Raw genomic sequence first — 25,317 nt, 5'->3', positions numbered from 1 at the left:
ATCATGACGTCCTTCCTGCAATCGCTGCGCAAGTTCGTCACCCTGCGTTGGGTGACTGGGCGCAACGCCGTCATCGCCGTGCCCTCGCTGTTCCTGGCGGCCGCCTTCCTCGTGCCCTTCCTGATCGTGCTGCGTATCAGCCTGTCCGATATGGACACGGCGGGCAGTCCGTTCGACGGCTTGCTGTCTTACGTCGACGGCATCGTCGTGCTGAAAGTGAAAATCGCCAACTACCTGTTCATCGCCGCCGATGAACTGTATCTGCTCACCTACCTCAGTTCCATCAAGTACGCGGCCATCACCACGGCCATCTGTCTGTTCATCGGCTACCCGTTCGCCTACTTCATGGCGCGCGCCAAACCGTCGATCCGCCCCGTGCTGATGATGCTGGTGATGCTGCCGTTCTGGACCTCGTTCCTGCTGCGCGTGTATGCGTGGAAGGGCATCCTGGCCAACCACGGCCTGCTCAACGATTTGCTGATCGCGCTCGGTGTCATTCAAGAACCGCTGCACATGATGAATACCTCGTTTTCGCTGGTGGTCGGCATGGTGTACGCGTATCTGCCGTTCATGATTTTGCCCCTGTACGCAAACCTGGTCAAAATGGACATGCGCTACCTGGAAGCGGCGGCCGACCTGGGCGCCACGCCCTTGCAGGCGTTCTGGCGCATCACCGTGCCCCTGTCGAAGTCGGGCATTATCGCCGGCGCCATGCTGGTCTTCATTCCGTCCGTGGGCGAATACGTGATTCCCGAGCTGCTGGGCGGCCCGGAAACCCTGATGATCGGCCGCGTGCTGTGGGATGAATATTTCACGAATAACGACTGGGCCATGGCTTCGTCGGTGACGGTGCTGGTGGTCTTGCTGATCCTCGTGCCGATGGCGATTTTTAACAAATACAAGACGGAGCAGGACGCGGAGGAGCGCACATGAACGGACGTACTTTCCTGCAGCGCTGGTTCGGCCGCGGCTGGCTCTCGCTCGGCTATCTGTTCCTCTACCTGCCCATCATCGTACTGATCGTCTTTTCCTTCAACAGCTCGCGCCAGGACATGGTGTGGAGCGGTTTTTCGCTGCGCTGGTACAGCGAGTTGATGAGCGATACGGAGATCATCTCGGGCTTCGGCTTGTCGCTGAAGATCGCTTTCATGTCGGCCACGTCGTCCGTCATCCTCGGCACGTTTGCCGCCTTTGCCTTGACCAGCTACCAGCGCTTCCGTGGCCGCACCTTGTTCTCGTCCATGGTCAGCGCACCGCTGGTGATGCCGGAAGTGATCATCGGCCTGTCCCTGCTGCTGATGCTCGTGTCCATGCAAAAGGTCTTCGGTTTTCCCGAACGGGGCGTGCTGACCATCTGGCTCGGCCACACCCTGCTGGGAATGGCGTATGCGGCCGTCGTGGTGCAGTCGCGCCTGCAGGAGATGAGCAAATCCCTGGCCGAAGCGGCCATGGACCTGGGCTGCCGTGCGCACCAGGTGTTCTTCCTCGTGACCCTGCCGAACATCACGCAAGCGCTGGCGTCGGCCTGGCTGTTGACGTTTACCCTGTCGCTCGACGACGTGGTGTTGTCGGCCTTTTTGTCCGGCCCCGGTTCGACGACGATGCCGCTGGTGATCTTCTCGCGCGCGCGCCTGGGGCTCGACCCGCGCGTCAATGCGATTGCCGCGTTGACCATCCTCGTCGTGACGACGGCTGTCATCGTGTACGCCGTGATGCTGGCGCGCGCGGACCGCAGACGGCGCAAGCAACTGTCCGCGGCGTATTTGGAAGACTAGAGTAAGCTGGCGTTTTCACCTTGCAGGAGACGACCATGACGGAAAACACCAGCTGGCATGCGCGGGCCGCAGCGCTCGCGATCGACGGACGCGCCTTCATCAATGGCGAGCGTGCCTGGGCCACATCCGGCCAGACTTTCGACAATCTGTCGCCCATCGATGGGCGCTTGCTGGGGCAGGTGGCCCGCTGCGATGGCGCGGACGTGGATGCGGCCGTGCAGGCCGCCCGCGCCGCCTTTGACGACCGCCGCTGGGCAGGAAAATCGCCGGCGCAGCGCAAGCGCGTGCTGATCAAGTTCGCCGACCTGGTGCAGAAATACGGTCCCGAGCTGGCCCTGCTGGAAACCTTGGATATGGGCAAACCGATCAAGTACAGCCAGAGCGTGGACGTGGGCGCCACGGCCAATTGCCTGCGCTGGTATGGCGAGGCGATCGACAAGGTTTACGATGAAATAGCCCCGACTCCCGCCAACAGCCTGGCCCTGATCACGCGCGAACCGGTAGGCGTCGTCGCCGCCATCGTGCCGTGGAACTATCCGATGATCATGGCCGCCTGGAAGATCGCGCCCGCCCTCGCGGCCGGCAACAGCGTGATATTGAAACCGTCCGAAAAATCGCCGCTGACGGCGCTGCGCCTGGCCGACATCGCGCTGGAAGCGGGCGTGCCGGCGGGCGTCTTCAACGTGCTGCCCGGTTACGGCAACGAGGCCGGCGCCGCGCTGGCGCTGCACATGGACGTCGATTGCATCGGCTTTACGGGTTCCACGCGCACGGGGAAATTGATCGTGCAGATGGCGGGCCAGTCGAACCTGAAACGGGCGTGGACGGAGCTGGGCGGCAAGTCCGCCAACATCGTGTGCGCCGATTGCCCGGACCTGGACAAGGCCGTGGCGGCCGCCGTCGGTTCCATCTTCTTCAACCAGGGCGAAAGCTGCAACGCGCCTTCGCGCCTGTTCGTGGAAGAATCGATCAAGGATGAATTTATCGCCAAGGCGCAGGCCATGCTGCCCCGCTTCCAGCCGGGCGACCCGCTCGACGAAGCCACCGTCATGGGCGCCATCGTCGACGCCACGCAGATGAAGACCGTGATGGGTTACATCGCTTCCGGCAAGCAGGAGGGTGCACAGCTGCTGGGCGGCGGCGAAGCCGTGCGCGCGGAAACGGGCGGTTATTACGTGCAGCCGACCATCTTTGGCGTGGATACGAGCATGACGATCGCGCGCGAAGAGATCTTCGGCCCCGTCCTGTCCGTGCTGGGCTTTACGGATCTCTCCGAGGCTGTGAAGCAGGCCAACGCCACGCCGTACGGCTTGCAGGCGGCCGTGTGGACGTCGGACATCACCAAAGCCATCCAGACGGCGCGCGCCCTGCGTGCGGGCACCGTGCACGTCAACCAGTATGACGGCGACGACATCACCGTGCCGTTCGGCGGCTACAAGCAGTCGGGCAACGGGCGCGACAAGTCATTGCACGCGCTGGACAAGTACACGGAATTGAAGACGACCTGGATACAGGTGGGATAATTTTAAAAATAGAACTTAAAAGAACTAATTTATGGTATTAATGGCTTAAAATAGTCCTTTTAGGAGCCATTAAAGTTTTCATAGCGATGTATCTTTTAAAAATTTGGATCGTATAAGTGCTAATTTAAGGATAAACTGAACACAATTAGCTACTATAAGATCCAATTGGAGCCGTCATGCACTGCCATTTTCAAATTTTTCATGATGATGCGTGGCACGATTGCGCATCGCTGACTTTGCTTGATCCTGCAGGCGGCAATCCACGCACCGGTACCCTGTTCGAGTATGACCTCGATTATGCCTTCTTCAAGCTTGAGAGTGGACCTGTCTCGCTGCGGTTCCCCGTCACCGCAGAAATGCAGAAGCTGGCGCAATGGCCAGCTTTTATCTTTGACCTGATTCCGCAGGGAAGCGGCCGGACATATCTGCTTGGGCAGCTTCAACTGGCCGATGGTCCGGCTGCCGATTTTCCGCTTGCGTGTGCCGGTGCATTCAATCCAGTCGGGCGCGTGCGCATCGCCGAGGCCGTGCAGTACTACGCACACCATATGAATCGCCACGACAAGGGCAAGCCGCAGACCGGCTTTTCACTGGACGAGATTATAGGTCGCGGCGATGCCTTCAATGAGCGCATGCTGATGCATAGCATGTTGGCCGCTGGCAGTCTGGGGGTACAAGGAGCGGCACCGAAATATCTGCTGACCACCGACCATGCTGGTCTCTGGCATGCCGATGGCGCTCTGGCGGACAAGTATGCGGCTGCACATTTCATCGTCAAGCGTCCGCGCGGAAAGACCGCCAGCGACGCCAAGGTATTGAGAAATGAAGCCGCATACATGACTGTGGCACGCGCGGTGGGCTTGCGCACCGAAGGCCAACTGCGCTACCAGGACGATACCTTGTTTATTCCCCGTTTTGACCGCCGCATCCGCGATGGAAAAGTGTTGCGACTGCATCAGGAAAGCGCCGCTTCGCTGGCAGGTATCGTTGGCTTTGAAGCCACGCCCAGCCAGTTTGTATTATTGCAGGCGCTGCGCGCCGTCGTCAGTGACAAGACTGCGGAAACCATTGAATTTCTCAAACGCGATATCTTGAACCTAGCCATGCGCAATACCGATAATCACGCACGCAATACGGCGGTACAGCAAGTGGGTGCCGAGGTGCGCCTCACGCCGCTGTTCGATTTTGCACCGATGTATCTGGACCCGGATGGCATACCACGCGCGGCGCGCTGGTATCACCCGGATACTCAAAATGAGCTGCATGACTGGACGACGATACTGGCTACGATCGGCATGACGGACGTTGAGCGCCAGCAGGTTCGCCTCGCGCTATACGGATTTGCCCAGCAACTGACTGCGCTGGAACAGCATATGCAGGAGGCAGGCGTGGATGATGACATCATTGCTTTCCTTCGGCCACATATAGCCGGGCAGATCGAACAGCTCAAGGCCTTGGGAGAGCACTGACATGGCGCGTACCAAAAAGACCGTTGACAAGGAGGAGCTGCGGCAGCGCAGGGCGGTGCTTTACGAAGCCATTGAAGCAGGCGCCGTCACGCTACAGTATGCCGTTAAGGAAATGCGCGCCATCTCGCGCATGACGCAGGCAGAGTTTGCGACGCACCGGGGCGTGAGCACGAAGGTCATCAAGGAAATCGAGAGCGGCAAGGGCAATCCAACCATCCAGACGCTGAACCGCATCGGACAGTTCTTTGGACTGGAGGTGGCGTTTGTACGGACAGAAACGCTGCGCGAAAAAAAAATCGCCCCGGCAAGTACCGGCGCGATATCGCCTCAATAGGCTAAGTAATCCTCAGGAAATTATTGTGAAATCATGACGAACATAGCCGGATGCTATGCAAGGCGTCCGCCGCGACGCAGTGCGAGCACTGCGAGCGGTGGGCAACGCCGCAGAGTGCCGGTTATGGAAGTCAGAAATCACAATAATTTATGGGGGTTACTTGGATCAGAAGCAGTGTTCCAGCGCCGGGAAGCTACCATCCTTGACGGCTTTCACGTAGCCGGTGACGGCGTCGTCGATGCTGGCCGCACCTTCCATGAAGTTGCGCACGAAGCGTGCCTTGCGGCCTGGGAATACGCCCAGCATGTCGTGCATGACGAGGACCTGGCCCGAGCAGTCGGGACCTGCGCCGATGCCGATCGTCGGTATCGTTAGCATGTCGGTCACTTCCTTGCCCAGCTGCGTCGGCATCGCTTCCATCAGCACGATGGCGGCGCCCGCGTTTTGCAGCACCAGTGCGTCGTTCTTCAGTTCCGCCGCGCTTTCCGTGCTCTTGCCCTGTACTTTATAGCCGCCCAGCTGGTGCACGGATTGTGGCGTCAGGCCGATGTGGGCGCAGATGGGGATGCCGCGCTCGGTGAGGAAACGCACGGTCTCGGCCAGCCAGGCGCCGCCTTCGATCTTGACCATGTGCGCGCCAGCCTGCATCAGGATGACGGCGTTGGCGTACGCTGTCTCGGGCGTGCCGTACGCGCCGAACGGCAAGTCGGACATGATCATGGCCGACTTGCTGCCGCGCGCGACGGACGCCGTGTGGTAGGCCAGTTCGGCCACGGTGACGGGCAAAGTGGAATTGTGGCCGTTGCAGACCATGCCGAGCGAATCGCCGATCAGCAGGATCTCCACGCCGCAGCGGTCCATCAGGGACGCGAAGCTGGCGTCATAGCAGGTCAGCATGGTGATCTTTTCGCCGGCGGCGCGCAGCGTGGCCAGCGTGTGGATGGTCACGGCCTTGTTGGCGACAGGCTTGGATGGCGCCGGCGCCGGTGTGGCGGCCTTGTCTTTTGCGGCCAGATCTGTTCCTTGCAAATAAGCGGACATAGGTATTCTCTAGAGTGAAAGGGGGTGATGCGATTGCGACGCCGCTAGTGTAGTACTTTATGCGGCGTGCTGCAGGGGCGGGATTGTAGTGTATGTCCGGTGCCGTGGCTCAGAGCTGGCTGATGGCCTGGTCGGCCACCGTGGCCAGGTAGTCCTGCGCCGGCCCGAGCCCGGGCACGACGATGGCGGGCGCCAGGGCCAGCAGCGGCACCAGCACGAAGGCGCGCTCGGTGAGGCGTGGATGCGGCACCGTCAGGGTGGCGCTGGCGATCTGCTCATCGCCGTACAGCAGCAAGTCCAGGTCCAGGGTGCGCGGCGCGTTGCGGTAAGGCCGCTCGCGCCCGTGCGCCGCCTCGATGGCGTGCAGCGCCAGCAGCAGTTCCTCTGCCGGCAGGGTGGTCGTGATGCGCGCCACGGCGTTGATGTAGTCGTCACCGCTCGAATCGATGGGCGCCGTGCGGTAGGTGGCCGAGGCGTCGACCAGTGATGCGCCGGGCAGGCGCGCCAGGCGCGCGATCGCGTCGTGCACGTTCGCGCGCGCGTCGCCCAGATTCGCTCCGATGCCGATGTAAGCGGTTATCAGCATTATTCGCCGCTGGTGCTGCCGGTGGTCGAGCCGCCGCCCGTGCTGGTCTTGCTGCGCGTGCTGCGGCGTGGCGGGCGCTTCTTCTTGACGGCGCCCGGCGCGGCATTGGCGCTGACGAGCAGCGCTTCGCGCGTTTCCTCGTCGCCTTCATAAAAGGCTGTCCACCATTCGCCGATGTCCATGTCGATCTCGCCCGAGGCGCAGCGCAGCAGCAGGAAGTCGTAGCCGGCGCGGAAGCGCAGGTGTTCGAGCAGCTTGTACGGCGCCTTGCCGACCCGGCGCTCGAAGCGCGGCTGCATCGACCAGATGTCGCGCATGTCGGAACCGATCTTGCGCTGCAAGGCCAGTTTTTCCGTTTGCGAATCGAGCACGTCGTCGGCCGCCAGGTGCAGCGCGGGGATGGTCGACTCGCCGGCGGCGCGGTAGGCCGTCCATTTTTCCAGCACCTGGTGCCACAGCAGCGAGGCGAACAAAAAGCCTGGCGAGACGGTCTTGCCGGCGGCGATGCGCTGGTCCGTCGCGTCCAGCGCCAGAGTGACGAATTTCGCGCCCAGCGGCTGCTCCAGCACCACGTCGAGCAGCGGCAGCAGGCCGTGATGCAAGCCTTCCTTGCGCAGCTGCTGCAGGCAAGCCAGCGCGTGGCCGCTCATCAGGAGTTTCAGCATTTCGTCGAACACGCGCGGCGCGGGCACGTTGTTGATCAGCGGCGCCATGACGGGAATCGGCGCGGCCGTGTGCGGCTCGATGGTGAATTTCAGCTTGGCGGCGAAGCGCACCACGCGCAGCATGCGCACGGGATCTTCGCGGTAGCGTTCTTCCGGCTTGCCGATCATGCGCAAGGTCTTGGCGCGGATGTCTTCCACGCCGCCGTGGTAATCGAGCACTTCCTGCGTGGCCGGGTTGTAGTACATGGCGTTGATGGTGAAGTCGCGGCGCAGCGCGTCTTCGTGCTGCAAGCCGAAGGTGTTGTCGCGCAGGACGCGGCCATGTTCATCCTTGGGCGCGGAATCGGCGCCGGCGCCGCGGAAGGTCGTCACTTCCAGCAAATCCTGGCCGAACATCACGTGCACGATCTGGAAGCGCTTGCCGATGATGAAGGCGCGGCGGAACAAACGCTTGACCTGTTCCGGCGTGGCGTTGGTGGCGATGTCGAAGTCTTTCGGTTTCACGCCCAGCAGCAGGTCGCGCACGGCGCCGCCGACGACAAAGGCCTCGAAGCCCGCTTCCTGCAGGCTGCTGGTAACGCGGATGGCATTCGACGACACCAGTTTCGGGTCGATTCCGTGTTGCGCAGGACCGAGCACGATGGGTGCCGTGGTGTCGCGCGCTGCCTCTTTTTTAACGCCGAGGATCTTGCGGATGAATTTTTTAATCATTGAATAAGTGAAGTGATGGCCAGCCGTGGAGGGATGCGTGTGCGCTCAAAGCGGTGTTGGGGTTGGTCGCGACCGGGTGGGTCACGACCGACAGCAGGGGAATGTCGTTGTGCGAATCGCTGTAAAAATAGCTGCGCTCGAACTGCCCCAGTTCCTTGCCCATCTTTTCCAGCCAGGCGTGGGTGTGGGTCAGCTTGCCCGCGCCCAGGGTCGGCGTGCCGACCAGCTTGCCCGTGACGTTGCCTGCGTCGTCATATTCGGGCATGGCCGCCAGCAGGTGCTCGACGCCCAGCGCGTCGGCGATGGGTTTGGTGATGAAATGGTTGGTGGCCGTGACGATGGCCAGCAGGTCGCCCGCGTCCTGGTGCTGTTTCAGCAGGGCCACGACTTCCGGGCGGATGACCGGCATGACCACTTCGGCCATGAATTGCCGGTGCAGCGCCTCCAGGCGCTCGCGCGGAAATTGCGCCAGCGTGCCGAGCGAGAATTCCAGGTATTCCACCGGATCGAGCGTGCCGGCCTGGTATTGCGCGAAAAATTCGTCGTTGCGGCGGGTGAATTCGGCGGCGTCCACGGCACCGATGCGTACCAGGAACTCGCCCCACTCGTGATCCGAGTCGATGGGCAGCAGGGTGTGGTCGAGGTCAAACAGGGCCAGATTCATCATTCTTTCGCTTCCGCCTGCAGCAACTCGCGCAACAATGGCAAGGTGATCGGGCGTTGGGTTTCAAGGGAGTAGAGGTCGAGAGAGTCCAGCATCGTCGACAGCGAACGCATGTCGCGCCGGAAATGGGACAGCAGATAGGGTAACACGCCGGGCGACAAGGTCAAGCCGCGGGTGGTGGCCGCCTGGGTCAGGGCGGCGATTTTTTCTTCGTCGGTCAAGCCGTGGATCTGGTAGATCAGGCCCCAGCCCATGCGCGTGCGCAAGTCTTCGCGCACGGGCAGCACGGCGGGCGGCACGGCGCCGCTGCACACCATGAACGCCTTGTTGGCGCGGATTTCATTGAACAGGGCAAAGGCGTCGATCTGCGCCAGCGGCGACAGCTTTTCGCAGTCGTCGAGCAGGTACAGGTCGACGTCGGGCGAATACACGAATTCGGACTCGATCGAGAAGGGCGAAATGTAGCGCGCGCGCTCGGTGCTGGCCAGGGCCTTGAGCAGGTGGCTCTTGCCGGCGGCCAGTTCGCCCCACAGGTAGGCAAAATGTTCGCGCGACGTGCGCGCGGCGAACTGGCGCATCAGCTGCGCCACTTCGGCATTCTGTCCCACCTCGAAGGTATCGAGGCTGTGCGCCTGGTCTGTGCCTAAATCGAGCACCAGTTGTTTCATGGCGTACGCCTTGTCCTGTTTTTCATTACTGCATGTGCATCGTGGTATTGCTAGGTTGATATGATATCCGCTTTTACTAGGTATTATAGAAGCTGCTGGAGAGGTAGTGGCGTCTTAGATGCTTAAAAGCGACCATCAGCACGGCAGAAGCGGGTAAAGCAAGCAAAACGCCGACGAAACCGAACAATTGTCCGAAAGCCAATAAGGCGAAGATCACGGCCAGTGGATTTAAACCGATGCGCTCGCCCACCAGGCGCGGCGTGAGGAAAAAGCCTTCGATGACCTGGCCGCAGCCGTAGATGACGGCCACGGCGATGACGCCGCTCCAGTCGGCAAACTGCAGCAGGGCGGCGATCAGCGCCAGCATCAGGCCCAGGCCGAAGCCCAGGTAGGGGATGAACACCAGCAAGCCCGTGATGATGCCCACAGGCAATGCCACTTCAAAACCGGCAATGGCCAGCGCCACCGAGTAATACGTGGCCAGCACCAGCATGACGAGCAACTGGCCGCGCAGGTATTGCGCCAGCAGGGTATCGACTTCCTGCGCCATGCCCACCGTGCGGCCGACCCAGCGGCGCGGCACGGCGGCGGCGATGCGCGCCAGCATCGGATGCCAGTCCAGCAACAAATAAAACAGCACCACGGGAATCAGCACGACGGTGGCCAGCCAGCCCAGCACGGCCGTGCCGCCGATGCGGGCCGAGGCCAGTACCGTGCTCCAGATTTCATCGCCGCTGGTAGCCATCTGCTGGCTCAGCATGCGCTTGATGCCAGTGCCGTCCAGGCGCACGCGGATGCCCAGGTCGCGCAGTTTCGGCGCCAGGAAATCGTTCGCCTTGTTCAGGAATTGCGGGATTTGCGCCTGCAGCAGCGGGATTTCCTTCTGCAACACGGGCACGACGATGAGTACCAGCGCCGTAATGGCGAGGAAAAACAACACTACGACGACGAGCACGGCCAGTGGACGGGGCACGTAAAAGCGCTTGTAGTGCAGGCGCTGCAAGCGGTCCACGCCGGGATTGAGCACGTAGGCGAGGATGGCGGCGGCCAGGAAGGGCGTCAGGATGGGACCGAGGCTGACGAGCAGCAGCAAAAATGCCAGCCAGACCGCGATCCAAAATGCTGTTTGCTTCTGTTCGGCGGTGATGGCGAATGGCATGTAGTTTGTGCTGTTGCGTTAAAAAAAGGCAGTTAATTACGAAATGGCGGGGCAGTTTGATAAAATAGCGTCTTGATCGACCGAATTCACCCGCTGGCGCCCTGCCGCACGATGTTGAAAAACATGCTTGCGCGCGCGTGCCGGCGGGTATCCGCCTTCTATTTTACCGCCTCCGCTGCCACCACACCATGAACCAGACTTCTAATGTTTCCCTTTCCTACCGTGACGCTGGCGTCGATATCGACGCAGGCGACGCTTTAGTCGAAGCAATCAAGCCGTTTGCCAAGCGCACCCTGCGCGAAGGCGTGATGGGCGGCCTGGGCGGTTTTGGCGCCATGTTTGAAATCAGCAAGAAGTACAAGGAACCGGTGCTGGTCTCCGGCACCGACGGCGTCGGCACCAAATTGCGCCTGGCATTCGAACTGAACCGCCATGACACGGTCGGCATCGATCTGGTCGCCATGAGCGTCAACGACATCCTGGTGCAAGGCGCCGAGCCGCTGTTCTTCCTCGACTACTTCGCTTGCGGCAAGCTGGACGTGGCGATTGCCACCGACGTCATCAAGGGCATCGCCCAGGGTTGCGAACAAGCCGGTTGCGCGCTGATCGGCGGCGAAACGGCGGAAATGCCGAGCATGTACCCGGCCGGCGAATACGACCTGGCGGGTTTTGCCGTCGGCGCCGTGGAAAAATCGAAAATCATCGACGGCACCAAGATCGCCCCGGGCGACGTGGTGCTGGGCCTGGCCTCGTCGGGCGTGCATTCGAACGGTTACTCGCTGGTGCGCAAGATCATCGAAGTGGCGAAACCGGACCTGGAAGGCGACTTCCACGGCCGTAAACTGGCCGACGTGCTGATGCAGCCGACGCGCATCTACGTCAAGCCGCTGCTGGCACTGATGGATGCCATGGAAGTCAAGGGCATGGTGCACATCACCGGTGGCGGCCTGGTGGAAAACATCCCGCGCGTGCTGCAGCCTGGCCTGGTGGCCGAACTGGACTCGAAGGCATGGACCATGCCGCCGCTGTTCACGTGGCTGCAACAGCACGGCGGCGTGGCTGACGCCGAAATGCACCGCGTCTTCAACTGCGGCATCGGCATGACCGTCATCGTCTCGCAAGAGAACGCCGATGCCGCCATCGCCCAGCTGCAGGCGGCCGGTGAAACCGTCTCGCGCATCGGCACCATCCGCGCGCGTAACGGCGACGAGCACCAGACTATCGTCATCTAAGTTGTAGCTTGAATGGAAAAGGCAGGCACTCGCGAGAGGCCTGCTTTTTTTACACCCGGATGTCTTACCTTGCGTGCGCCGTCTTCATGCGTCCATCCGGCTGCGAGCCGCCTTTTCCGATCATGGCCACGCTGACGGCCGAGACGAGGGAGGCGAACAGGATGTAGCCGACGATGTGCCACGGCTCGCCATTGCCCGTCTTGAGCAGGTAGGTGGCGATGATGGGCGTCAGGCCGCTGGCGAAGATGCCGGAGAACTGGTACACGAAGGAGATGCCCGTGTAGCGCACCTTGGCGTCGAACAGGTCGCAGAACAGGGCCGCTTCCGGGCCGTACACGGCCGAATACAGGACGCCCAGCGGGATGATCACGGAACACCACAGCAGCAAGGGATTGCCGGCGTGGTTGAGCATGATCCAGAAGGCGGGAATGGCCGACACGCCCGTGATCAGCGAACCCCAGAAAAACACCTTGCTGCGGCCGATGCGGTCCGACAGGCGGCCGAAGAACGGGATGCAGAAGCACATCACGACGGCCGACGCCATCACGCCCATCAGCGCTTCCGTGCGGTCGATCTTGATGGTGTTGGTCAGATAGGTGATGGAAAACACGCCGAAGATATTGAAGAACACGCCGTCGATATAGCGCGCGCCCATGCCCTTCAAGACGTTGCCCGGATAACGTTTCAGCAGGTCGAAGAACGGGATCTGCGTCTCCGCGTTCTTCTCCTTGACGGCCTGGAACTCCGGCGTTTCCATCACGTTCAAACGTATCCACATGCCGATGAAGACGAGGGCGGCCGACAGGATGAACGCGACGCGCCAGCCCCAGGACAGAAATTGCGCGTCCGTCAGCGTGTACGACAGGATGGCCACCACGCCGGAAGCGAGGCACAGGCCGATGGCCAGGCCGATCTGCGGCAGGCTGGCGTAGAAGCCGCGCTCCTTTGGCGGTGCATACTCATACGCCATCAACACGGCGCCGCCCCATTCGCCACCGAGGCCGATACCTTGCAGCACGCGCAGGAACAGCAGCAGGCCCGGTGCCCAGTAGCCGATATGGTCATACGTCGGCAGCACGCCGATCAGGAAGGTGGAGACGCCCATGATCATCAGGGTCATCACCAGCATGCTCTTGCGGCCGATCTTGTCGCCGAAGTGGCCGAAGATCACGCCGCCGATGGGGCGCGACAGAAAGCCCACGGCGAAGGTGCCATAGGCCAGCATGGTCGAGACGAGCGGATCGCCGCCCGGGAAATACAGCTTGCTGAATACGATGCCGGCAACGACGCCGTATAAAAAGAAGTCATACCATTCGATGGTGGCGCCGATCACGCTGGCCATCACGACTTTCCGCAGCTCTTTGGCCTTTTTCGGATGGTTCGTATTGTTATCCATAATATCTAGTCTCCAATCGATATCGATTATGTGTTTTTTTCTGATGCTTGGCTTGTCGCCGAGTCATTTGAGGCGGGGCCGTCTGCCCGCCGCTGGCATCCTCCTTTGAGAACGAAATGGGGGCGAGTCAGGCTGCCTTGGGCAGGCGCACGGCGTCCGCCAGGATCATGTCGGCCGCTTTTTCGGCGATCATGATGGTGGGCGCGTTCGTATTGCCCGAGACGATTTCCGGCATGATCGATGCGTCGACCACGCGCAGGTTCTGCATGCCACGCACGCGCAGGCGCTCGTCGACGACGGCCATGGCGTCATGCCCCATCTTGCAGGTGCCGCTGGGGTGGTAGATCGACTGGCTGAAGCGCCGCGCCGCGTCCAGCAGTTCCTCATCGCTCTGGAACTGCGGGCCGGGCACGAACTCGGCAATGATGTGCGGCGCCAGCGACGGCGCGGCGGCGATCCTGCGCGCCACGCGCAGGGCGGCGATCGCCGTTTGCTGGTCGCGCGGGTCGGACAGGTAGTTCGGGTAGATGCCCGGATACGCAAATGGATCGGCGGACTTGATCGACACGTGGCCGCGGCTGTGCGGGCGTAGCTGGCACACGGACGACGTGAAGGCGGAAAACGGATGCGCGCCTTCGCCTGGCTTGTCGGCGCTCAGCGGCTGCATGTGGAACTGGATGTCGGGCCGTTCCACGTCGGGCGAGGAGCGGGTAAACACCGTCACCTGGCTGGCCGCCAGGGTCAAGGGTCCCGAGCGGGAAAACACATATTGCATGCCCACCCACAGCTTGCCCCACAGGCTGTTGACTTCATCGTTCAGGGTTTTCAGCCGCGTCTTGAAGACGAGGCGGATTTGCAGATGGTCTTGCAGGTTCTGTCCCACGCCGGGCAAGTCGTGCACCAGCGGCACGCCCACTTCATCGAGCAGGGCGCGCGGGCCCACGCCCGAACATTGCAGGATTTGCGGCGAGCCGATGGCGCCCGCGCAGAGTATCACTTCGCCGCTGGCGCGCGCCTGGCGCAGCTGGCCATCTTGCCGGAATTCGATGCCGACGGCGCGCTTGCCCTCGAACAGCACGCGCGTGATTTGCGCGCGCACTTCCACGCGCAGGTTGGCGCGCTTGCGGGCGGGTCGCAAAAAGGCTTTCGCCGTGCTGCAGCGCAAGCCCTTGCTGGCTGTCTGCTGGAAGTAGCCGACGCCTTCCTGCGTGGCGCCGTTGTAATCGGCGTTGAAGGGGATGCCGCTTTCCGTGGCGCCCGCAATGAAATGTTCGGCGATGGGACGGCGCAGGCGCAGGTCCGACACTTTCAATGGACCGCCCACGCCGTGGTAATCGCTGGCGCCGCGTTCCTGGTCTTCCGATTTCTTGAAGTAGGGCAGTACTTCGGCGTAGCTCCAGCCGGCATTGCCCAGCTCGGCCCAGCGGTCGTAGTCTTCCTTCTGGCCCCGCACATACAGCAAGCCGTTGAGAGAGCTGGAGCCGCCCAGCACCTTGCCACGCGGCCATTGCAACTGGCGCCCGGCAATGCCGGCGTCCGCTTCCGTGCGGTAGCACCAGTCCAGCTTGGGGTCGTGCATGGTCTTGAAATAGCCGACCGGCACGTGTATCCAGGGATTGTTGTCCTTGCCGCCCGCTTCCAGCAGCAGCACTTGGTTGGCGCTGTCGTGCGACAGGCGGTTGGCCAGCACGCAGCCGGCGGAACCGGCGCCGACAACGATGTAATCGTAGTGTGTTTGCAACATTGCTCTTGTCTCCTGCGTTGCGGTATCGCGCCGCCTCGGCGGGCGTTTTTTGCGATACACTGGTCTTTATTGGTTATTTTTGGAACGTCTGGTTCCATTTATAAAAGACGTGCAGCACCGGGACAAGCGGAAACAGCCGCATACGCGAGAGGTGAAACAGAACATGCATGATGCGTTTCAAAAACGGCCGGGCGAGGCCGAAGAAGGTGGTCAAGTGGAGACCGGCACGACCGCAAGCCATGGCGACGAGGCGCGGGGCTTGCGCGTGCTGCGTTTGATCGAGCACCTGGCCAGCGCCAGCCAGCCCCTGACCCTGTCGCAGCTGGCCGCGCGCATGCAGGTGCCCAAGGCCAGCATGATGCGTTTGCTCGATACCCTGGAGCAGCATGGCTATGTGCTGCGCACGCCCGTGGGGCGCGGCTATGTGCCCGGTGCCGCCTCGACCAACCTGGCGCTGGCGACCCTGCGCAACAATGCCCTGATTCGCGTGAGCCGCAGCATCCTGGGCAGCCTGGTGGCCATCACGGGCGAGACGTGCAATCTGGCCATTCCTGAGGGCAATGCCATCGTCTACGTGGACAGGGTGGAAACGCAGGAACCGCTGCGCCTGCACCTGGTGCTGGGTACCCGCGCGCCCATGCATTGCACGGCCAGCGGAAAACTGTTTCTTGCGCACATGAGTTTGCTGGAGCGGTGCGAGCTGCTGGCCATGCTGACCCTGCAGGCGCGCACACCGAAAAGCATCACGGATCCCGTGCTGCTCGAGCGCGAGATCGTGCGTATCGCCCGCCTGGGCATCGGTATCGACGACGAGGAATTCGTGCACGGCATGGTGGCCGTGGCCGTGCCCATCTGCGCGGCCGACGGGCGCATCGTGGCGGCCGTCGCCTGCCACGCGCCCGTGGCGCGCAAATCCGTGGAGCAGCTGATGCAGCACGTGCCGCAGCTCAAGGAGGCGGCCGTCAAGCTGCGGCCGCTATTGCTGGCGGAAAACAGCTAAGGTTTCAAGACCTTCGCCACTTTCGCGGCGCGCAGGCGGAAGGCGTCCGGCATGCTTGAACCCAGCAGCGGGCGCAGATACAGCCTGAACGCATCGGTGACATCCGTGCCGCTGGCGCTGATGAACTCGTCTTCCATGGTGCGCGTCTTGCCCGCGACCTCGGTGAGCGGCAGCAATTCATAATCGACGGAATAAAAGCCCGTGCGCTTGATGGCGACTGAGCCGTCGCGGTCGCCCCACATGGCGAATTGCACGGCTTTTTCGCCCACTTCGCGGGCTTCGCGCTGGTCCACGTCGGAAACGCAGCCGATGAAGGAGCGCTGCAGATAGCCGAAGGTATCGCCGCGCACGCGCTTGATGCCGAGCTTGGCCTTGATTTCGTCGCACAGCAGGTCGGCCAGCGCGCCCGTGCCGGACAATTGCACGTTGCCGTGCGCATCGCGTTCGACTTCTTTCGCCAGCAGGCTGGCGATCGGCTCGCCCGAGGCGTCGTGGATGCCTTCCGAGACGGCGATCACGCAGCGGCCGTATTTTTCATAGGTGGCCTTCACGTCGGCAAGGAATTTCTCCAGCACGAAGACGCGCTCGGGCAGGTAGATCAGGTGCGGGCCATCGTCGGGGAACTTCTTGCCCAGCGCCGAGGCGGCCGTCAAGAAGCCCGCGTGGCGGCCCATCACGACGCCCACATAGACGCCGGGCAAGGCGGCGTTGTCGAGGTTGGCGCCGGCGAACGCTTGCGCGACGAAACGCGCGGCCGACGGAAAGCCGGGCGTGTGGTCGCTGCCCACCAGGTCGTTGTCGATGGTTTTCGGGATGTGGATGCAACGCAGCGGATAGCCGGCCTTGTGCGCTTCCTCGCTGACGATGCGCACCGTGTCGGACGAGTCGTTGCCGCCGATGTAAAAGAAATGTTCGATCTCGTGCGCGCGCAGCACTTCGAAGATTTGCTGGCAGTAGGCGATGTCGGGCTTGTCGCGCGTGGAGCCGAGGGCCGATGATGGCGTGGCGGCCACCAGTTCCAGGTTATGGCTGGTTTCCTGTGTCAGATCAACGAATTCTTCATTGACGATGCCGCGCACGCCATGCAGCGCGCCATACACGCGCGTGACATGTTGAAAGCGCCGCGATTCGAGCACCACGCCCACCAGCGACTGGTTAATGACGGCGGTCGGGCCGCCTCCCTGGGCAACAAGAATTTTTCCAGACGGCATGGGATTTCCTCGCAAGTGGAACGGCCCTCCAGCCTACTCCTTTTTTGCCGGGGCGCTGTCTTTTCCGATAGTTCTGTCGAGGAATTTTTCCACGCGGCCCCAGAAGTCGATGCGGTTCTTCGGCAATGTCCAGCCATGGCCTTCCTCGTCGTAGACCACCCATTCGACATCGCGGTTGTGCTGCTTGACGGCCGCGTAAAACTGCTTGCCGTGGTACAGCGGCACCCGCTGGTCGGCGGCGCCGTACGCCAGCAGCAGGGGCTGGGTGATGCGCGCCGCCTGGGCGATGGGCGAGGTGGCCTGGAACTGGGCCGCGTCGGCCGTCCGGTCGCCAATCAGTTCGGGCATGCCGTACTGTTTCCAATCGTCGCCGAGGTCGGACTTGAAGCTCCAGTGGCCGCTATACATCAGGTTGATGTCGGTCACGCCCACCCAGTCGACGGCGCAGCGGAACAGCTCGGGATCGTTGACCAGGCCCATCAAAGCGGCATAACCGCCATAGCTGGCGCCGGCGATGCAGATGCGGCGCGGATCGGCGATGCCTTCACCGATGGCCCAGCGCGCGCCATCGGCGAGATCGTCCTGCATCTTCAAGCCCCATTGCTTCCAGCCGGCGCGAAAATGCTTGGCGCCAAAGCCTGTGCTGCCTCGAAATTCCGGCTGCAATACGGCATAGCCACGCGAGGCAAGAAATTGCACTTCGGCATTCCATTGCCAGGAGCTGCCGCGCACATACGGGCCGCCATGCACGAGCACAACCAGCGGCAGCTGCTTGCCGGAACTCGTGGCGGGCACGGTGAGCCAGGCGGGAATGGACAGGCCATCGCGCGCCTTGTAGCGCACCAGCTGCTGCTCGCTCATCTGCGCCGGCTGAATGAGCGGCTGCGCCTCGCCGATGATGCTCAGCTTGCCCGTGTCGCTATTGAACAGCGAGAATTTGCCCGGCTGCCGGTCGGAATACGAAGTCACCAGCATGAAGGGCGTGGCGGGGCGTGCTGCCAGCGAGACCAGGTTGATGGTCGCTGGCAGCAGGGAGTCGATGCGCGCCTGGGTCGTCGTCATGGCGGGATCGAACCAGCGCGTGGCGCGCGCATCGCTCAGGTGGCGCACGCCCAGCAGCTTGCCTTGCCCGACGATCAGATTGCCGCTGAAGTCATAGCCGTCGAGCGAGATGAGGGGCGTGGCTGTGATGCGCCTGCTGGCCAGGTCGTAGGCATGCACGGACAGCGTGTCGCTGCCCATGCGGGCGCTCACGTACAGGGTGCCGTCCGGACCGAAGGAGAGCGGGGTGAAGGCATCGGGGCCGCCGAGGTAGGCGTCGAATTGCGCCAGCGTGCGCCAGGCGCCGCCGTCCGGCTCCCGGTACATGACGCTTTCGATATTGCGTTCCCGCGTCACGGCCAGGCGCGGTTCGCCATGCTGGTCGAGCAGCCAGCGGCGCACCTTGCCCGGCGGCTTGACGGTCGTGCTGCGGCCCGTGAGCGTATCGAGCTGCCGCAAGCCCTCGTAGTCGACTTCGCCCGTCGAGGCGTACACGGTGCTGCGCACATACACGGCCGGGGAATCCTGCGCACCGCGCTGGCCCGTCAGGTAGGTATGCCAGGGCAGCAGTTTATAGATCGAGGTGGAGGCATCGGGCATGGCGCTGCGGGCGGCCAGCTGGCGAAAATTGCCGCCGTCGCGGTCGACGGCAAACAGGCCCGGCCCGAAACGCATGTCGCCGGGCGCCGTCTGGCGGTCGCGCGTGTTCAGGATCAGGCGTTCGTTGTTGACCCATTCGACGTTGCCCACGTCGACATCGCTGAATTGCGCCACGACCTTGATGCTGTTATCGAGCAGGTTGACGATGGCCAGCCGTTCGCGATTGTTCGCGCCGCTCACTTTCACGGCCAGGTGGCGCGCATCGGGCGACAGCTGGGGGCCGCTGAATTCGGGATTGGTGAAGAAGGCCGACAGCGGTGGCGGCGCGACGGCGGTGTGCGCTTGTGTGGGGATGGCAAACAGGCTGGCGCAGGCGGCCAGGATAAGTAGCAGACGCAAGAAAACCTTGGGCATGGTGTGTTGTAACCTGGAAGAAAAATTGAGATGGACGCTCACTCCGGCGCCCGGATATGTTCGACGAGCCCCATGCTGCGGCGTCCCGGCGCCGGCGTCAGCCAGCTGACCAGAATAGCGGCGGCCAGGCCGGCCGGCACGCCGAAGATGCCGGCGGAAATCGGTGCAATATGAAACCATTGGCCACTGGCATTGCCACCAAGCATGGTGCTTGTATGCAGCATGTAGTACAGGCACACGCCAAAGCCCGTCAGCATGCCGGCCAGCGCGCCCTGGTAATTGGCGCGTTGCCAGAACACGCCCAGCACCAGCGGCGGGAACAGGGTCGAGGCGGCCAGGGAAAAGGCCACGCCCACCAGCGACAAAATATCGGCCGGCTTTTGCGAGGCCGCATAGGCGGCGATGAAAGCCACGGCCAGCAGCAGCAATTTTGAAATTGTCACGCGCTTTTGCGTCGAGGCGCTGGGATCGACCACCTTGTAATAGATGTCGTGCGACAGGGCGTTCGAGATCGCCAGCAGCAAGCCATCGGCTGTCGACAGGGCGGCGGCGAGGCCGCCGGCCGCCACCAGGCCGGAAATCACGTAGGGCAGGCCGGCGATCTCGGGCGTGGCCAGAACGAGCACGTCGGCGTCGATGGAAATTTCCGCCAGTTGCACGATGCCGTCGCGGTTGACGTCGACGATGCTGATCAGGGGACTGAGCTTGTCCACATTGGCCCAGTACGACACCCAGGTGGGCAGATTCGCGTATTGGGTGCCCACGAGCGCCGAGTAAATATCGTACTTGACCAGCACGGCCAGCGCGGGAATCGTGAGATAGATCAACAGGATGAAGAACAGGGTCCAGAACACGGACACGCGCGTGTCGTGCACGGAGGGCGTGGTGTACGATCGCATGAGGATGTGCGGCAGGGCGGCCGTGCCCAGCATCATGCAAAACACGAGGGCCAGGAAATTGTTGCGCTTGATGTCGGATTGCTCCCGGTCGGCGGCGGGAAACGGCTGCGCGTGCGGAATGATCGGCTCGGCGCGTTTCTGGTTCTGCGCCTGCGCCGCTTGCCACAGCACGCGTGCTTCGTCCGGACTTTTCGGATACGCGATCAGGTAGCGCTCCGCGTTGCGGATGTCGAACAGCGAGGTATTGCGTTGGCGCAAACTGTCGAGCTGGCGCTGGGCCGCCAGGCGGCCTTGCTCCCAGGAGCCGGGCAAGCCGTCGATGCGCGCCTGGTAGCTTTGCGCGCGCTGGCGGAAGATGGTGCGCACTTCGTTTTCTTTCGGGTCCGTTTCCAGCACGTGTTCGCGCGCGCTCAGCTGCGTCAGCACCTTGCCGTAGGCGATCTGCGGCACGGGATTGTCCGCATGCTTGACCGACAGCCACATGGCGGGAATCAAAAAGGCGACGAGGATGATGATGTATTGCGCCACCTGCGTCCAGGTGATGGCGCGCATGCCGCCCAGGAAGGAGCAGACGAGGATGCTGGCCAGGCCCAGGAAGATGCCGACGGAAAAATCCACGCCCGTGAAGCGCGAGGCGATCAGGCCGACGGCGTAGATCTGCGCCACCACATACGTAAACGACACGATGATGGTGGCGGCCACGGCCACCACGCGCACGCTGGCGCCTCGTTTGTCGGTGCCGCTGCCGTAGCGGGCGGCGAGGAAATCGGGAATCGTGTACTGGCTGAACTTGCGCAGGTAGGGCGCGATCAATAGCGCCACCAGGCAATAGCCGCCCGTCCAGCCCATGATGAAGGCCAGGCCGTCGAAACCGTTCAGGTACAGGCCGCCGGCCAGGCTGATGAAGCTGGCGGCCGAGATCCAGTCGGCGGCCGTGGCCATGCCGTTGAACATGGCCGGCACCCTGCGCCCCGCCACATAGTATTCGGTGACGTTCGACGTGCGACTGATGACGCCGATGGTGGCGTACAGGGTGATGGTGACGAGCATGAACAGGTAGCCGATCCACGCGCGCGGCATGCCCTCCTGTTCCAGCACGGACAGGGCCAGCAGGAAGGCGGCGAAACCGGCCGTAAACAGCAGGTAGTAGCGGCTCAGCCGGGCAAAGAAGGTGCGGTGGCCGCTCATGCGTGCTCCTCGGCATGGAAGTCCCGGTCGAGGCGCCGCATGCGCCACGCATAGAAGGCGATGATGGCCAGGTACACGAGCGAGGCGCCCTGAGCCGCCATATAGAAGGGCAGCGGCCAGCCGAACAGGTTCAGGTGCAGCAGCTCGCGCGCATAGAACACGGTCAGGAAGCCCGTCAGCAGCCAGACCAGCAGCAGGATGGCCGTCAGGCGCCGCGTCTTGCGCCAGTGGATGTCGCGGCGCGCCTGCAATTCGGGGCTGGGCGCGTGCGACGGCCGCGCCGGGGCAACGGGTGGGCTCGGCTTATCCATACGTGATGTCATCCTCTTCTGGCGCGTCCGGCAACAGCAGGGCGATGCTCAGGCGCAGCAGGGTGCCCGGCAGCTTTGGCGACTGCGCGCGCGGATTGTTGAAAATATCGACTTCGGCGCCATGCTGCTGGGCAATTTCGCGCACGATGGCCAGGCCCAGGCCGCTACCGTCGACATTGCTGCCGAGAATGCGGTAAAAGCGTTCGAACACGTGCGCCCGCTCGGCCGGCGCAATGCCGGGGCCCGTATCTTCCACTTCCAGGATGGCCAGCTCCAGGGTGCTGCGCACGCGCACCGTGACGCTGCCGCCCGACGGCGTGTAGCGCAGGGCGTTGTCGATCAGGTTGCTCAGCAGCTCGCGCAGCATCATGGCATTGCCGGAAATCATGATCGAATACGCGGGCTGCTCGAAGCCCAGGTCGATATGCTGGGCAAACGAAGCTTGCACCCAGTCCTGCACCACGCCGCGCGCCAGTTCGCTCAGTTCGATCGGCTCGAACGCCGTGCCCGCCTGCGGCTGGTTTTCCGCGCGCGCCAGGGCCAGCAGCTGGTTGACCAGGCGCGTGGCCGCTTCCGAACTTTTCGCCAGCTGCAGCAGCGAGCGGTGGATCTCGTCGTGGTCGGTCTGGCGCAAGGCCAGCTCCGATTGCATGCGCATGCCGGCCAGCGGCGTCTTCATCTGGTGCGCGGCATCGGCGATGAAGCGTTTCTGCATGTCGATCGACAGCGACAGCCGCGCCAGCATCTCGTTGAGCGAACCGACCAGCGGCGTGATTTCCTCGGGTACCTGGCCCGATTCGATGGGCGATAAATCGTCGGGCGGGCGGGCGCGTATGCGTTCCTGCAATTGCGCCAGCGGCGACAGGCCGCGCGCCAGGGCAAACCAGACCAGGGCCAGGATCACAGGCAGGATGATGAACTGCGGCAAAATCACGCCCTTGATGATTTCATTGGCCAGCTGGGCGCGTTTTTCCAGTGTCTCGGCCACTTGCACCAGCGCCCGGCTTTGTTCCTCGTCGTTGTCGGAAGCAATATCGAGATAGCTGAACGCCACGCGCACGGGCGTGCCGTGGATGGTGTCGTTGCGAAACAGCACCATGCCGCTGCGGTATTTGTCGGGGTCTTGCGGCGGCGGCAAATCGCGGTCGCCGGCCAGGTATTCGCCGCGCGGTCCCACCACCAGGTAATACAGGGTGTCGACATCGTCGCCGCGCAGCAAGTCGCGGCCATTATTATTGCTGCTCTTTTGGTTCCTGTCGGGCGCGCGGCGCAGCATGGCGCCGTCGGCCTGCTTGACCTGCTGCGTGAGCACCGTCACGCTGTCTTCCAGCGCATGGTCGAACGGCTGATTGGCGATGCCCTTGGCCACCAGATAGGTGATGGCGATGCTCATCGGCCACAGCAGCAGCAGGGGCGCCAGCATCCAGTCGAGGATTTCGCCGAACAGCGAATGCTCGATGGTGTCATCCTGCTCCGTGGTGGGCGGCTCGAACCAGTCGTCGTCGTCCGGTTCGTCCGCTGGCGCCTCGCGCGCCTTCACTTGCTGGCGGGTCCGCTGGCCGGGCTTGCCGACTCGCCCGCTTCGGCGTTCAGGCGCGCCGCTTCCGAATATTTTTCCAGGCAATAGCCGAGGCCGCGCACGGTGGCGATGCGCACGCCGCCCACCTCGATCTTCTTGCGCAGGCGGTGGACATACACTTCGATGGCGTTGTTCGACACTTCCTCGCCCCATTCGCACAGGTGGTCGACCAGCTGCTCTTTCGAGACCAGGCGGCCGGTGCGGCCCAGCAGGATTTCCAGCAAGCCCAGTTCGCGCGCCGACAGGTCGAGCATCTGGTCGTTGATGTAGGCGCTGCGTCCCACCTGGTCGTAGCTGAGGGGGCCGTGCTTGATGATGGTGGCGCCGCCGCCGGCGCCGCGGCGCGTCAGGGCGCGCACTCTTGCCTCCAGTTCCGACAAGGCGAACGGCTTGGCCATATAATCATCGGCACCGAGGTCGAGGCCATTGACGCGTTGTTCGATGGAATCGGCGGCCGTCAGGATCAGTACCGGCAGCAGCGAGGCGCGCGCGCGCAGGCGGCGCAGCACTTCCAGGCCGGACATTTTCGGCAGGCCCAGGTCGAGGATCAGCAAGTCGAATTCCTGGGTGGACAGAGCCGTATCGGCTTCCTGGCCCGTCTTGACGTAGTCGATTGCATAACCGGACTGGCGCAGCGAGCGGGTCAGGCCATCGGCCAGCACGCTGTCATCTTCGGCAAGTAAAATACGCATGGTGCACTTCCTATGCTTTGCGGCGGTAGAAGCTTGTATTGTGTTTCATTTTCCGCAAGGTGGCGAATTTTTGTGAAAATCCAGGCTTGTATTGATCTGTTTCAAAACAAATCCACGTTCCGCTTGCATTGATCACTGTTTTTTTATACAGTACTGTCTGTGTAAAGAATTTAACCCACTGGCGCTATCGCAGGCTGCACGGTTCACGTAGATGCGTCACGTGAATCCGCAACTGTAGAACGGCTGAAAGAACATATGGACGATAAAAAAGCTGTAGTACCCGCATCGGAAAAAGCCAAGGCGCTCGCCGCCGCACTGGCGCAGATCGAGAAGCAGTTTGGCAAAGGTTCGGTCATGCGCATGGATGCCAGCGCACCGATCGAAGAAGTGCAAGTCGTGTCGACCGGTTCGCTCGGCCTCGATATCGCGCTGGGCGTGGGCGGCTTGCCGCGCGGCCGCGTGGTGGAAATCTACGGTCCGGAATCGTCGGGTAAAACCACGCTGACCCTGCAAACCATCGCCGAAATGCAAAAACTGGGCGGCACGTGCGCCTTTATCGACGCCGAGCACGCGCTGGACGTCGGTTACGCGCAAAAGCTGGGCGTGAACCTGCATGAATTGCTGATCTCGCAACCGGATACGGGCGAGCAGGCGCTGGAAATCTGCGACGCCCTCGTGCGTTCGGGCAGCGTCGACCTCGTCGTCATCGACTCCGTGGCCGCGCTGACGCCACGCGCCGAGATCGAAGGCGACATGGGCGATTCCCTGCCAGGCTTGCAAGCGCGCCTGATGTCGCAAGCCCTGCGCAAGCTGACCGGTTCCATCAACCGCACCAATACTCTGGTCATCTTCATCAACCAGATCCGCATGAAGATCGGCGTGATGTTCGGCAGCCCGGAAACGACCACCGGCGGCAATGCGCTGAAATTCTACGCTTCCGTGCGCCTGGACATCCGCCGCACCGGCTCGATCAAGTCCGGTGATGAAGTGATCGGCAACGAAACCAAGGTCAAGGTCGTCAAGAACAAGATCGCGCCACCGTTCAAGGAAGCGCACTTCGACATCCTGTACGGCGCAGGCACTTCGCGCGAAGGCGAAATCCTGGACCTGGGCTCGGATGCCAAGATCGTGGAAAAATCCGGTTCGTGGTACAGCTACAACGGCGAACGCATCGGCCAGGGCAAGGACAACGCCCGCGCCTTCCTGCAAGAGCGTCCGGCGCTGGCCCGCGAAATCGAAAACAAGGTCCGCGCTTCGCTGGGCGTACGCGAACTGCCGCCGCTGGCTGCTGAAAAACCGGAAAAAGCGGACAAAGCCGCCGACAAGGCTGCCAAGGCTGCGGAAGCCAAGCCAGAGTAGGTCGGATTAGCGCGGCAAAGCCGCGCGTAATCCGACAACACCACAGACGTCAACAA

General features: G+C 62.6%; 22 protein-coding genes. 8 read left to right on the top strand and 14 right to left on the bottom strand.

Going from position 1 to position 25,317, the window contains the following annotated elements:
• Window positions 1–3 precede the first annotated feature (3 nt).
• The 5 genes from VM94_RS16795 (at window position 4) to VM94_RS16775 (ending at window position 5,101) form a co-directional block, all read left to right on the top strand.
• A complete protein-coding gene (locus tag VM94_RS16795; RefSeq protein WP_046684411.1) occupies window positions 4–933 on the top strand; it encodes an ABC transporter permease subunit in 930 nt (309 codons plus the stop codon).
• The gene (locus VM94_RS16790) at window positions 930–1,775 is read left to right on the top strand and encodes an ABC transporter permease (protein ID WP_046684410.1); all 846 of its coding nucleotides are present in this window, start codon (window positions 930–932) and stop codon (window positions 1,773–1,775) included. Before VM94_RS16795 ends, VM94_RS16790 begins: the two co-directional genes overlap by 4 nt.
• Before the next feature lie 35 nt (window positions 1,776–1,810).
• The gene (locus VM94_RS16785) at window positions 1,811–3,298 is read left to right on the top strand and encodes an aldehyde dehydrogenase (protein WP_046684409.1); all 1,488 of its coding nucleotides are present in this window, start codon (window positions 1,811–1,813) and stop codon (window positions 3,296–3,298) included.
• 176 nt (window positions 3,299–3,474) lie between these two features.
• Window positions 3,475–4,767: a type II toxin-antitoxin system HipA family toxin gene (locus tag VM94_RS16780; protein WP_046684408.1), complete on the top strand. Its 1,293-nt coding sequence runs from the start codon at window positions 3,475–3,477 to the stop codon at window positions 4,765–4,767.
• Between the two features lies 1 nt (window position 4,768).
• Window positions 4,769–5,101 (top strand): helix-turn-helix transcriptional regulator, encoded by a 333-nt coding sequence (locus VM94_RS16775; protein ID WP_046684407.1) that lies wholly within the window; start codon window positions 4,769–4,771, stop codon window positions 5,099–5,101.
• 165 nt (window positions 5,102–5,266) lie between these two features.
• Here the strand turns inward: VM94_RS16775 and panB are convergent, their stop codons facing one another.
• From panB to VM94_RS16745, 6 genes are all read right to left on the bottom strand, one after another.
• A complete protein-coding gene (gene panB / locus VM94_RS16770; RefSeq protein ID WP_185982133.1) occupies window positions 5,267–6,142 on the bottom strand; it encodes a 3-methyl-2-oxobutanoate hydroxymethyltransferase in 876 nt (291 codons plus the stop codon).
• Between the two features lie 109 nt (window positions 6,143–6,251).
• Window positions 6,252–6,728, bottom strand: a complete 477-nt coding sequence (gene folK, locus VM94_RS16765) for a 2-amino-4-hydroxy-6-hydroxymethyldihydropteridine diphosphokinase (protein ID WP_046684406.1) — start codon at window positions 6,726–6,728, stop codon at window positions 6,252–6,254.
• The gene (pcnB, locus tag VM94_RS16760; RefSeq protein WP_034746042.1) at window positions 6,728–8,104 is read right to left on the bottom strand and encodes a polynucleotide adenylyltransferase PcnB; all 1,377 of its coding nucleotides are present in this window, start codon (window positions 8,102–8,104) and stop codon (window positions 6,728–6,730) included. The genes folK and pcnB overlap by 1 nt, the downstream gene beginning before the upstream one ends.
• Complete coding sequence (locus VM94_RS16755; protein WP_034747702.1) at window positions 8,097–8,768, bottom strand: HAD family hydrolase; 672 nt, start codon at window positions 8,766–8,768, stop codon at window positions 8,097–8,099. The genes pcnB and VM94_RS16755 overlap by 8 nt, the downstream gene beginning before the upstream one ends.
• Window positions 8,768–9,436, bottom strand: a complete 669-nt coding sequence (gene hda, locus VM94_RS16750) for a DnaA regulatory inactivator Hda (protein WP_046684405.1) — start codon at window positions 9,434–9,436, stop codon at window positions 8,768–8,770. The genes VM94_RS16755 and hda overlap by 1 nt, the downstream gene beginning before the upstream one ends.
• Window positions 9,437–9,512: 76 nt before the next feature.
• Complete coding sequence (locus tag VM94_RS16745; protein ID WP_046684404.1) at window positions 9,513–10,595, bottom strand: AI-2E family transporter; 1,083 nt, start codon at window positions 10,593–10,595, stop codon at window positions 9,513–9,515.
• A 188-nt stretch (window positions 10,596–10,783) separates the two neighbouring features.
• Here VM94_RS16745 and purM point away from each other — a divergent pair, with 188 nt between their 5' ends.
• The gene (gene purM, locus VM94_RS16740) at window positions 10,784–11,827 is read left to right on the top strand and encodes a phosphoribosylformylglycinamidine cyclo-ligase (protein ID WP_034746051.1); all 1,044 of its coding nucleotides are present in this window, start codon (window positions 10,784–10,786) and stop codon (window positions 11,825–11,827) included.
• A 64-nt stretch (window positions 11,828–11,891) separates the two neighbouring features.
• Here purM and VM94_RS16735 read toward each other — a convergent pair whose 3' ends face one another.
• Together VM94_RS16735 and VM94_RS16730 are read right to left on the bottom strand one after the other, a co-directional pair.
• Window positions 11,892–13,223 carry an MFS transporter gene (locus VM94_RS16735; protein WP_046684403.1) on the bottom strand — a complete coding sequence of 444 codons (1,332 nt, stop codon included), beginning with the start codon at window positions 13,221–13,223 and terminating at the stop codon, window positions 11,892–11,894.
• A 127-nt stretch (window positions 13,224–13,350) separates the two neighbouring features.
• The gene (locus tag VM94_RS16730) at window positions 13,351–14,967 is read right to left on the bottom strand and encodes a GMC family oxidoreductase (RefSeq protein WP_046684402.1); all 1,617 of its coding nucleotides are present in this window, start codon (window positions 14,965–14,967) and stop codon (window positions 13,351–13,353) included.
• 163 nt (window positions 14,968–15,130) lie between these two features.
• Here VM94_RS16730 and VM94_RS16725 point away from each other — a divergent pair, with 163 nt between their 5' ends.
• Window positions 15,131–15,967 carry an IclR family transcriptional regulator gene (locus tag VM94_RS16725; protein ID WP_082127748.1) on the top strand — a complete coding sequence of 279 codons (837 nt, stop codon included), beginning with the start codon at window positions 15,131–15,133 and terminating at the stop codon, window positions 15,965–15,967.
• On the opposite strand, the gene VM94_RS16720 is transcribed toward VM94_RS16725, so the two are convergent.
• Genes VM94_RS16720 through VM94_RS16695 form a run of 6 tightly spaced genes read right to left on the bottom strand, consistent with a single transcriptional unit; the run spans window position 15,964 to window position 23,902 of the window.
• On the bottom strand, window positions 15,964–17,178 hold the full coding sequence (locus VM94_RS16720; protein ID WP_046684401.1) for a 6-phosphofructokinase: 1,215 nt from the start codon (window positions 17,176–17,178) through the stop codon (window positions 15,964–15,966). The two genes, VM94_RS16725 and VM94_RS16720, sit on opposite strands and share 4 nt — an antisense overlap.
• Before the next feature lie 33 nt (window positions 17,179–17,211).
• Window positions 17,212–19,233, bottom strand: coding sequence for an alpha/beta hydrolase family protein (locus VM94_RS16715; RefSeq protein WP_046684400.1), 2,022 nt, complete (start codon window positions 19,231–19,233; stop codon window positions 17,212–17,214).
• A gap of 38 nt (window positions 19,234–19,271) precedes the next feature.
• Complete coding sequence (locus tag VM94_RS16710; protein WP_046684399.1) at window positions 19,272–21,320, bottom strand: sodium:solute symporter family protein; 2,049 nt, start codon at window positions 21,318–21,320, stop codon at window positions 19,272–19,274.
• Window positions 21,317–21,631, bottom strand: coding sequence for a DUF4212 domain-containing protein (locus VM94_RS16705; RefSeq protein WP_046684398.1), 315 nt, complete (start codon window positions 21,629–21,631; stop codon window positions 21,317–21,319). Before VM94_RS16705 ends, VM94_RS16710 begins: the two co-directional genes overlap by 4 nt.
• Window positions 21,624–23,171, bottom strand: a complete 1,548-nt coding sequence (locus VM94_RS16700) for a sensor histidine kinase (protein WP_046684397.1) — start codon at window positions 23,169–23,171, stop codon at window positions 21,624–21,626. The genes VM94_RS16705 and VM94_RS16700 overlap by 8 nt, the downstream gene beginning before the upstream one ends.
• Complete coding sequence (locus VM94_RS16695; RefSeq protein ID WP_034746066.1) at window positions 23,168–23,902, bottom strand: response regulator; 735 nt, start codon at window positions 23,900–23,902, stop codon at window positions 23,168–23,170. The genes VM94_RS16700 and VM94_RS16695 overlap by 4 nt, the downstream gene beginning before the upstream one ends.
• Window positions 23,903–24,157: 255 nt before the next feature.
• Here VM94_RS16695 and recA point away from each other — a divergent pair, with 255 nt between their 5' ends.
• The gene (gene recA / locus VM94_RS16690) at window positions 24,158–25,261 is read left to right on the top strand and encodes a recombinase RecA (RefSeq protein ID WP_034746069.1); all 1,104 of its coding nucleotides are present in this window, start codon (window positions 24,158–24,160) and stop codon (window positions 25,259–25,261) included.
• The last annotated feature ends 56 nt before the right edge of the window (window positions 25,262–25,317 follow it).

This window comes from Janthinobacterium sp. KBS0711 (genome assembly GCF_000988085.1).
Classification (GTDB): Bacteria; Pseudomonadota; Gammaproteobacteria; order Burkholderiales; family Burkholderiaceae_D; genus Janthinobacterium; species Janthinobacterium lividum_E.
The sequence above is the reverse complement of the archived record's forward strand: the minus strand, read 5'-3'. Positions and strand labels throughout refer to the sequence as shown.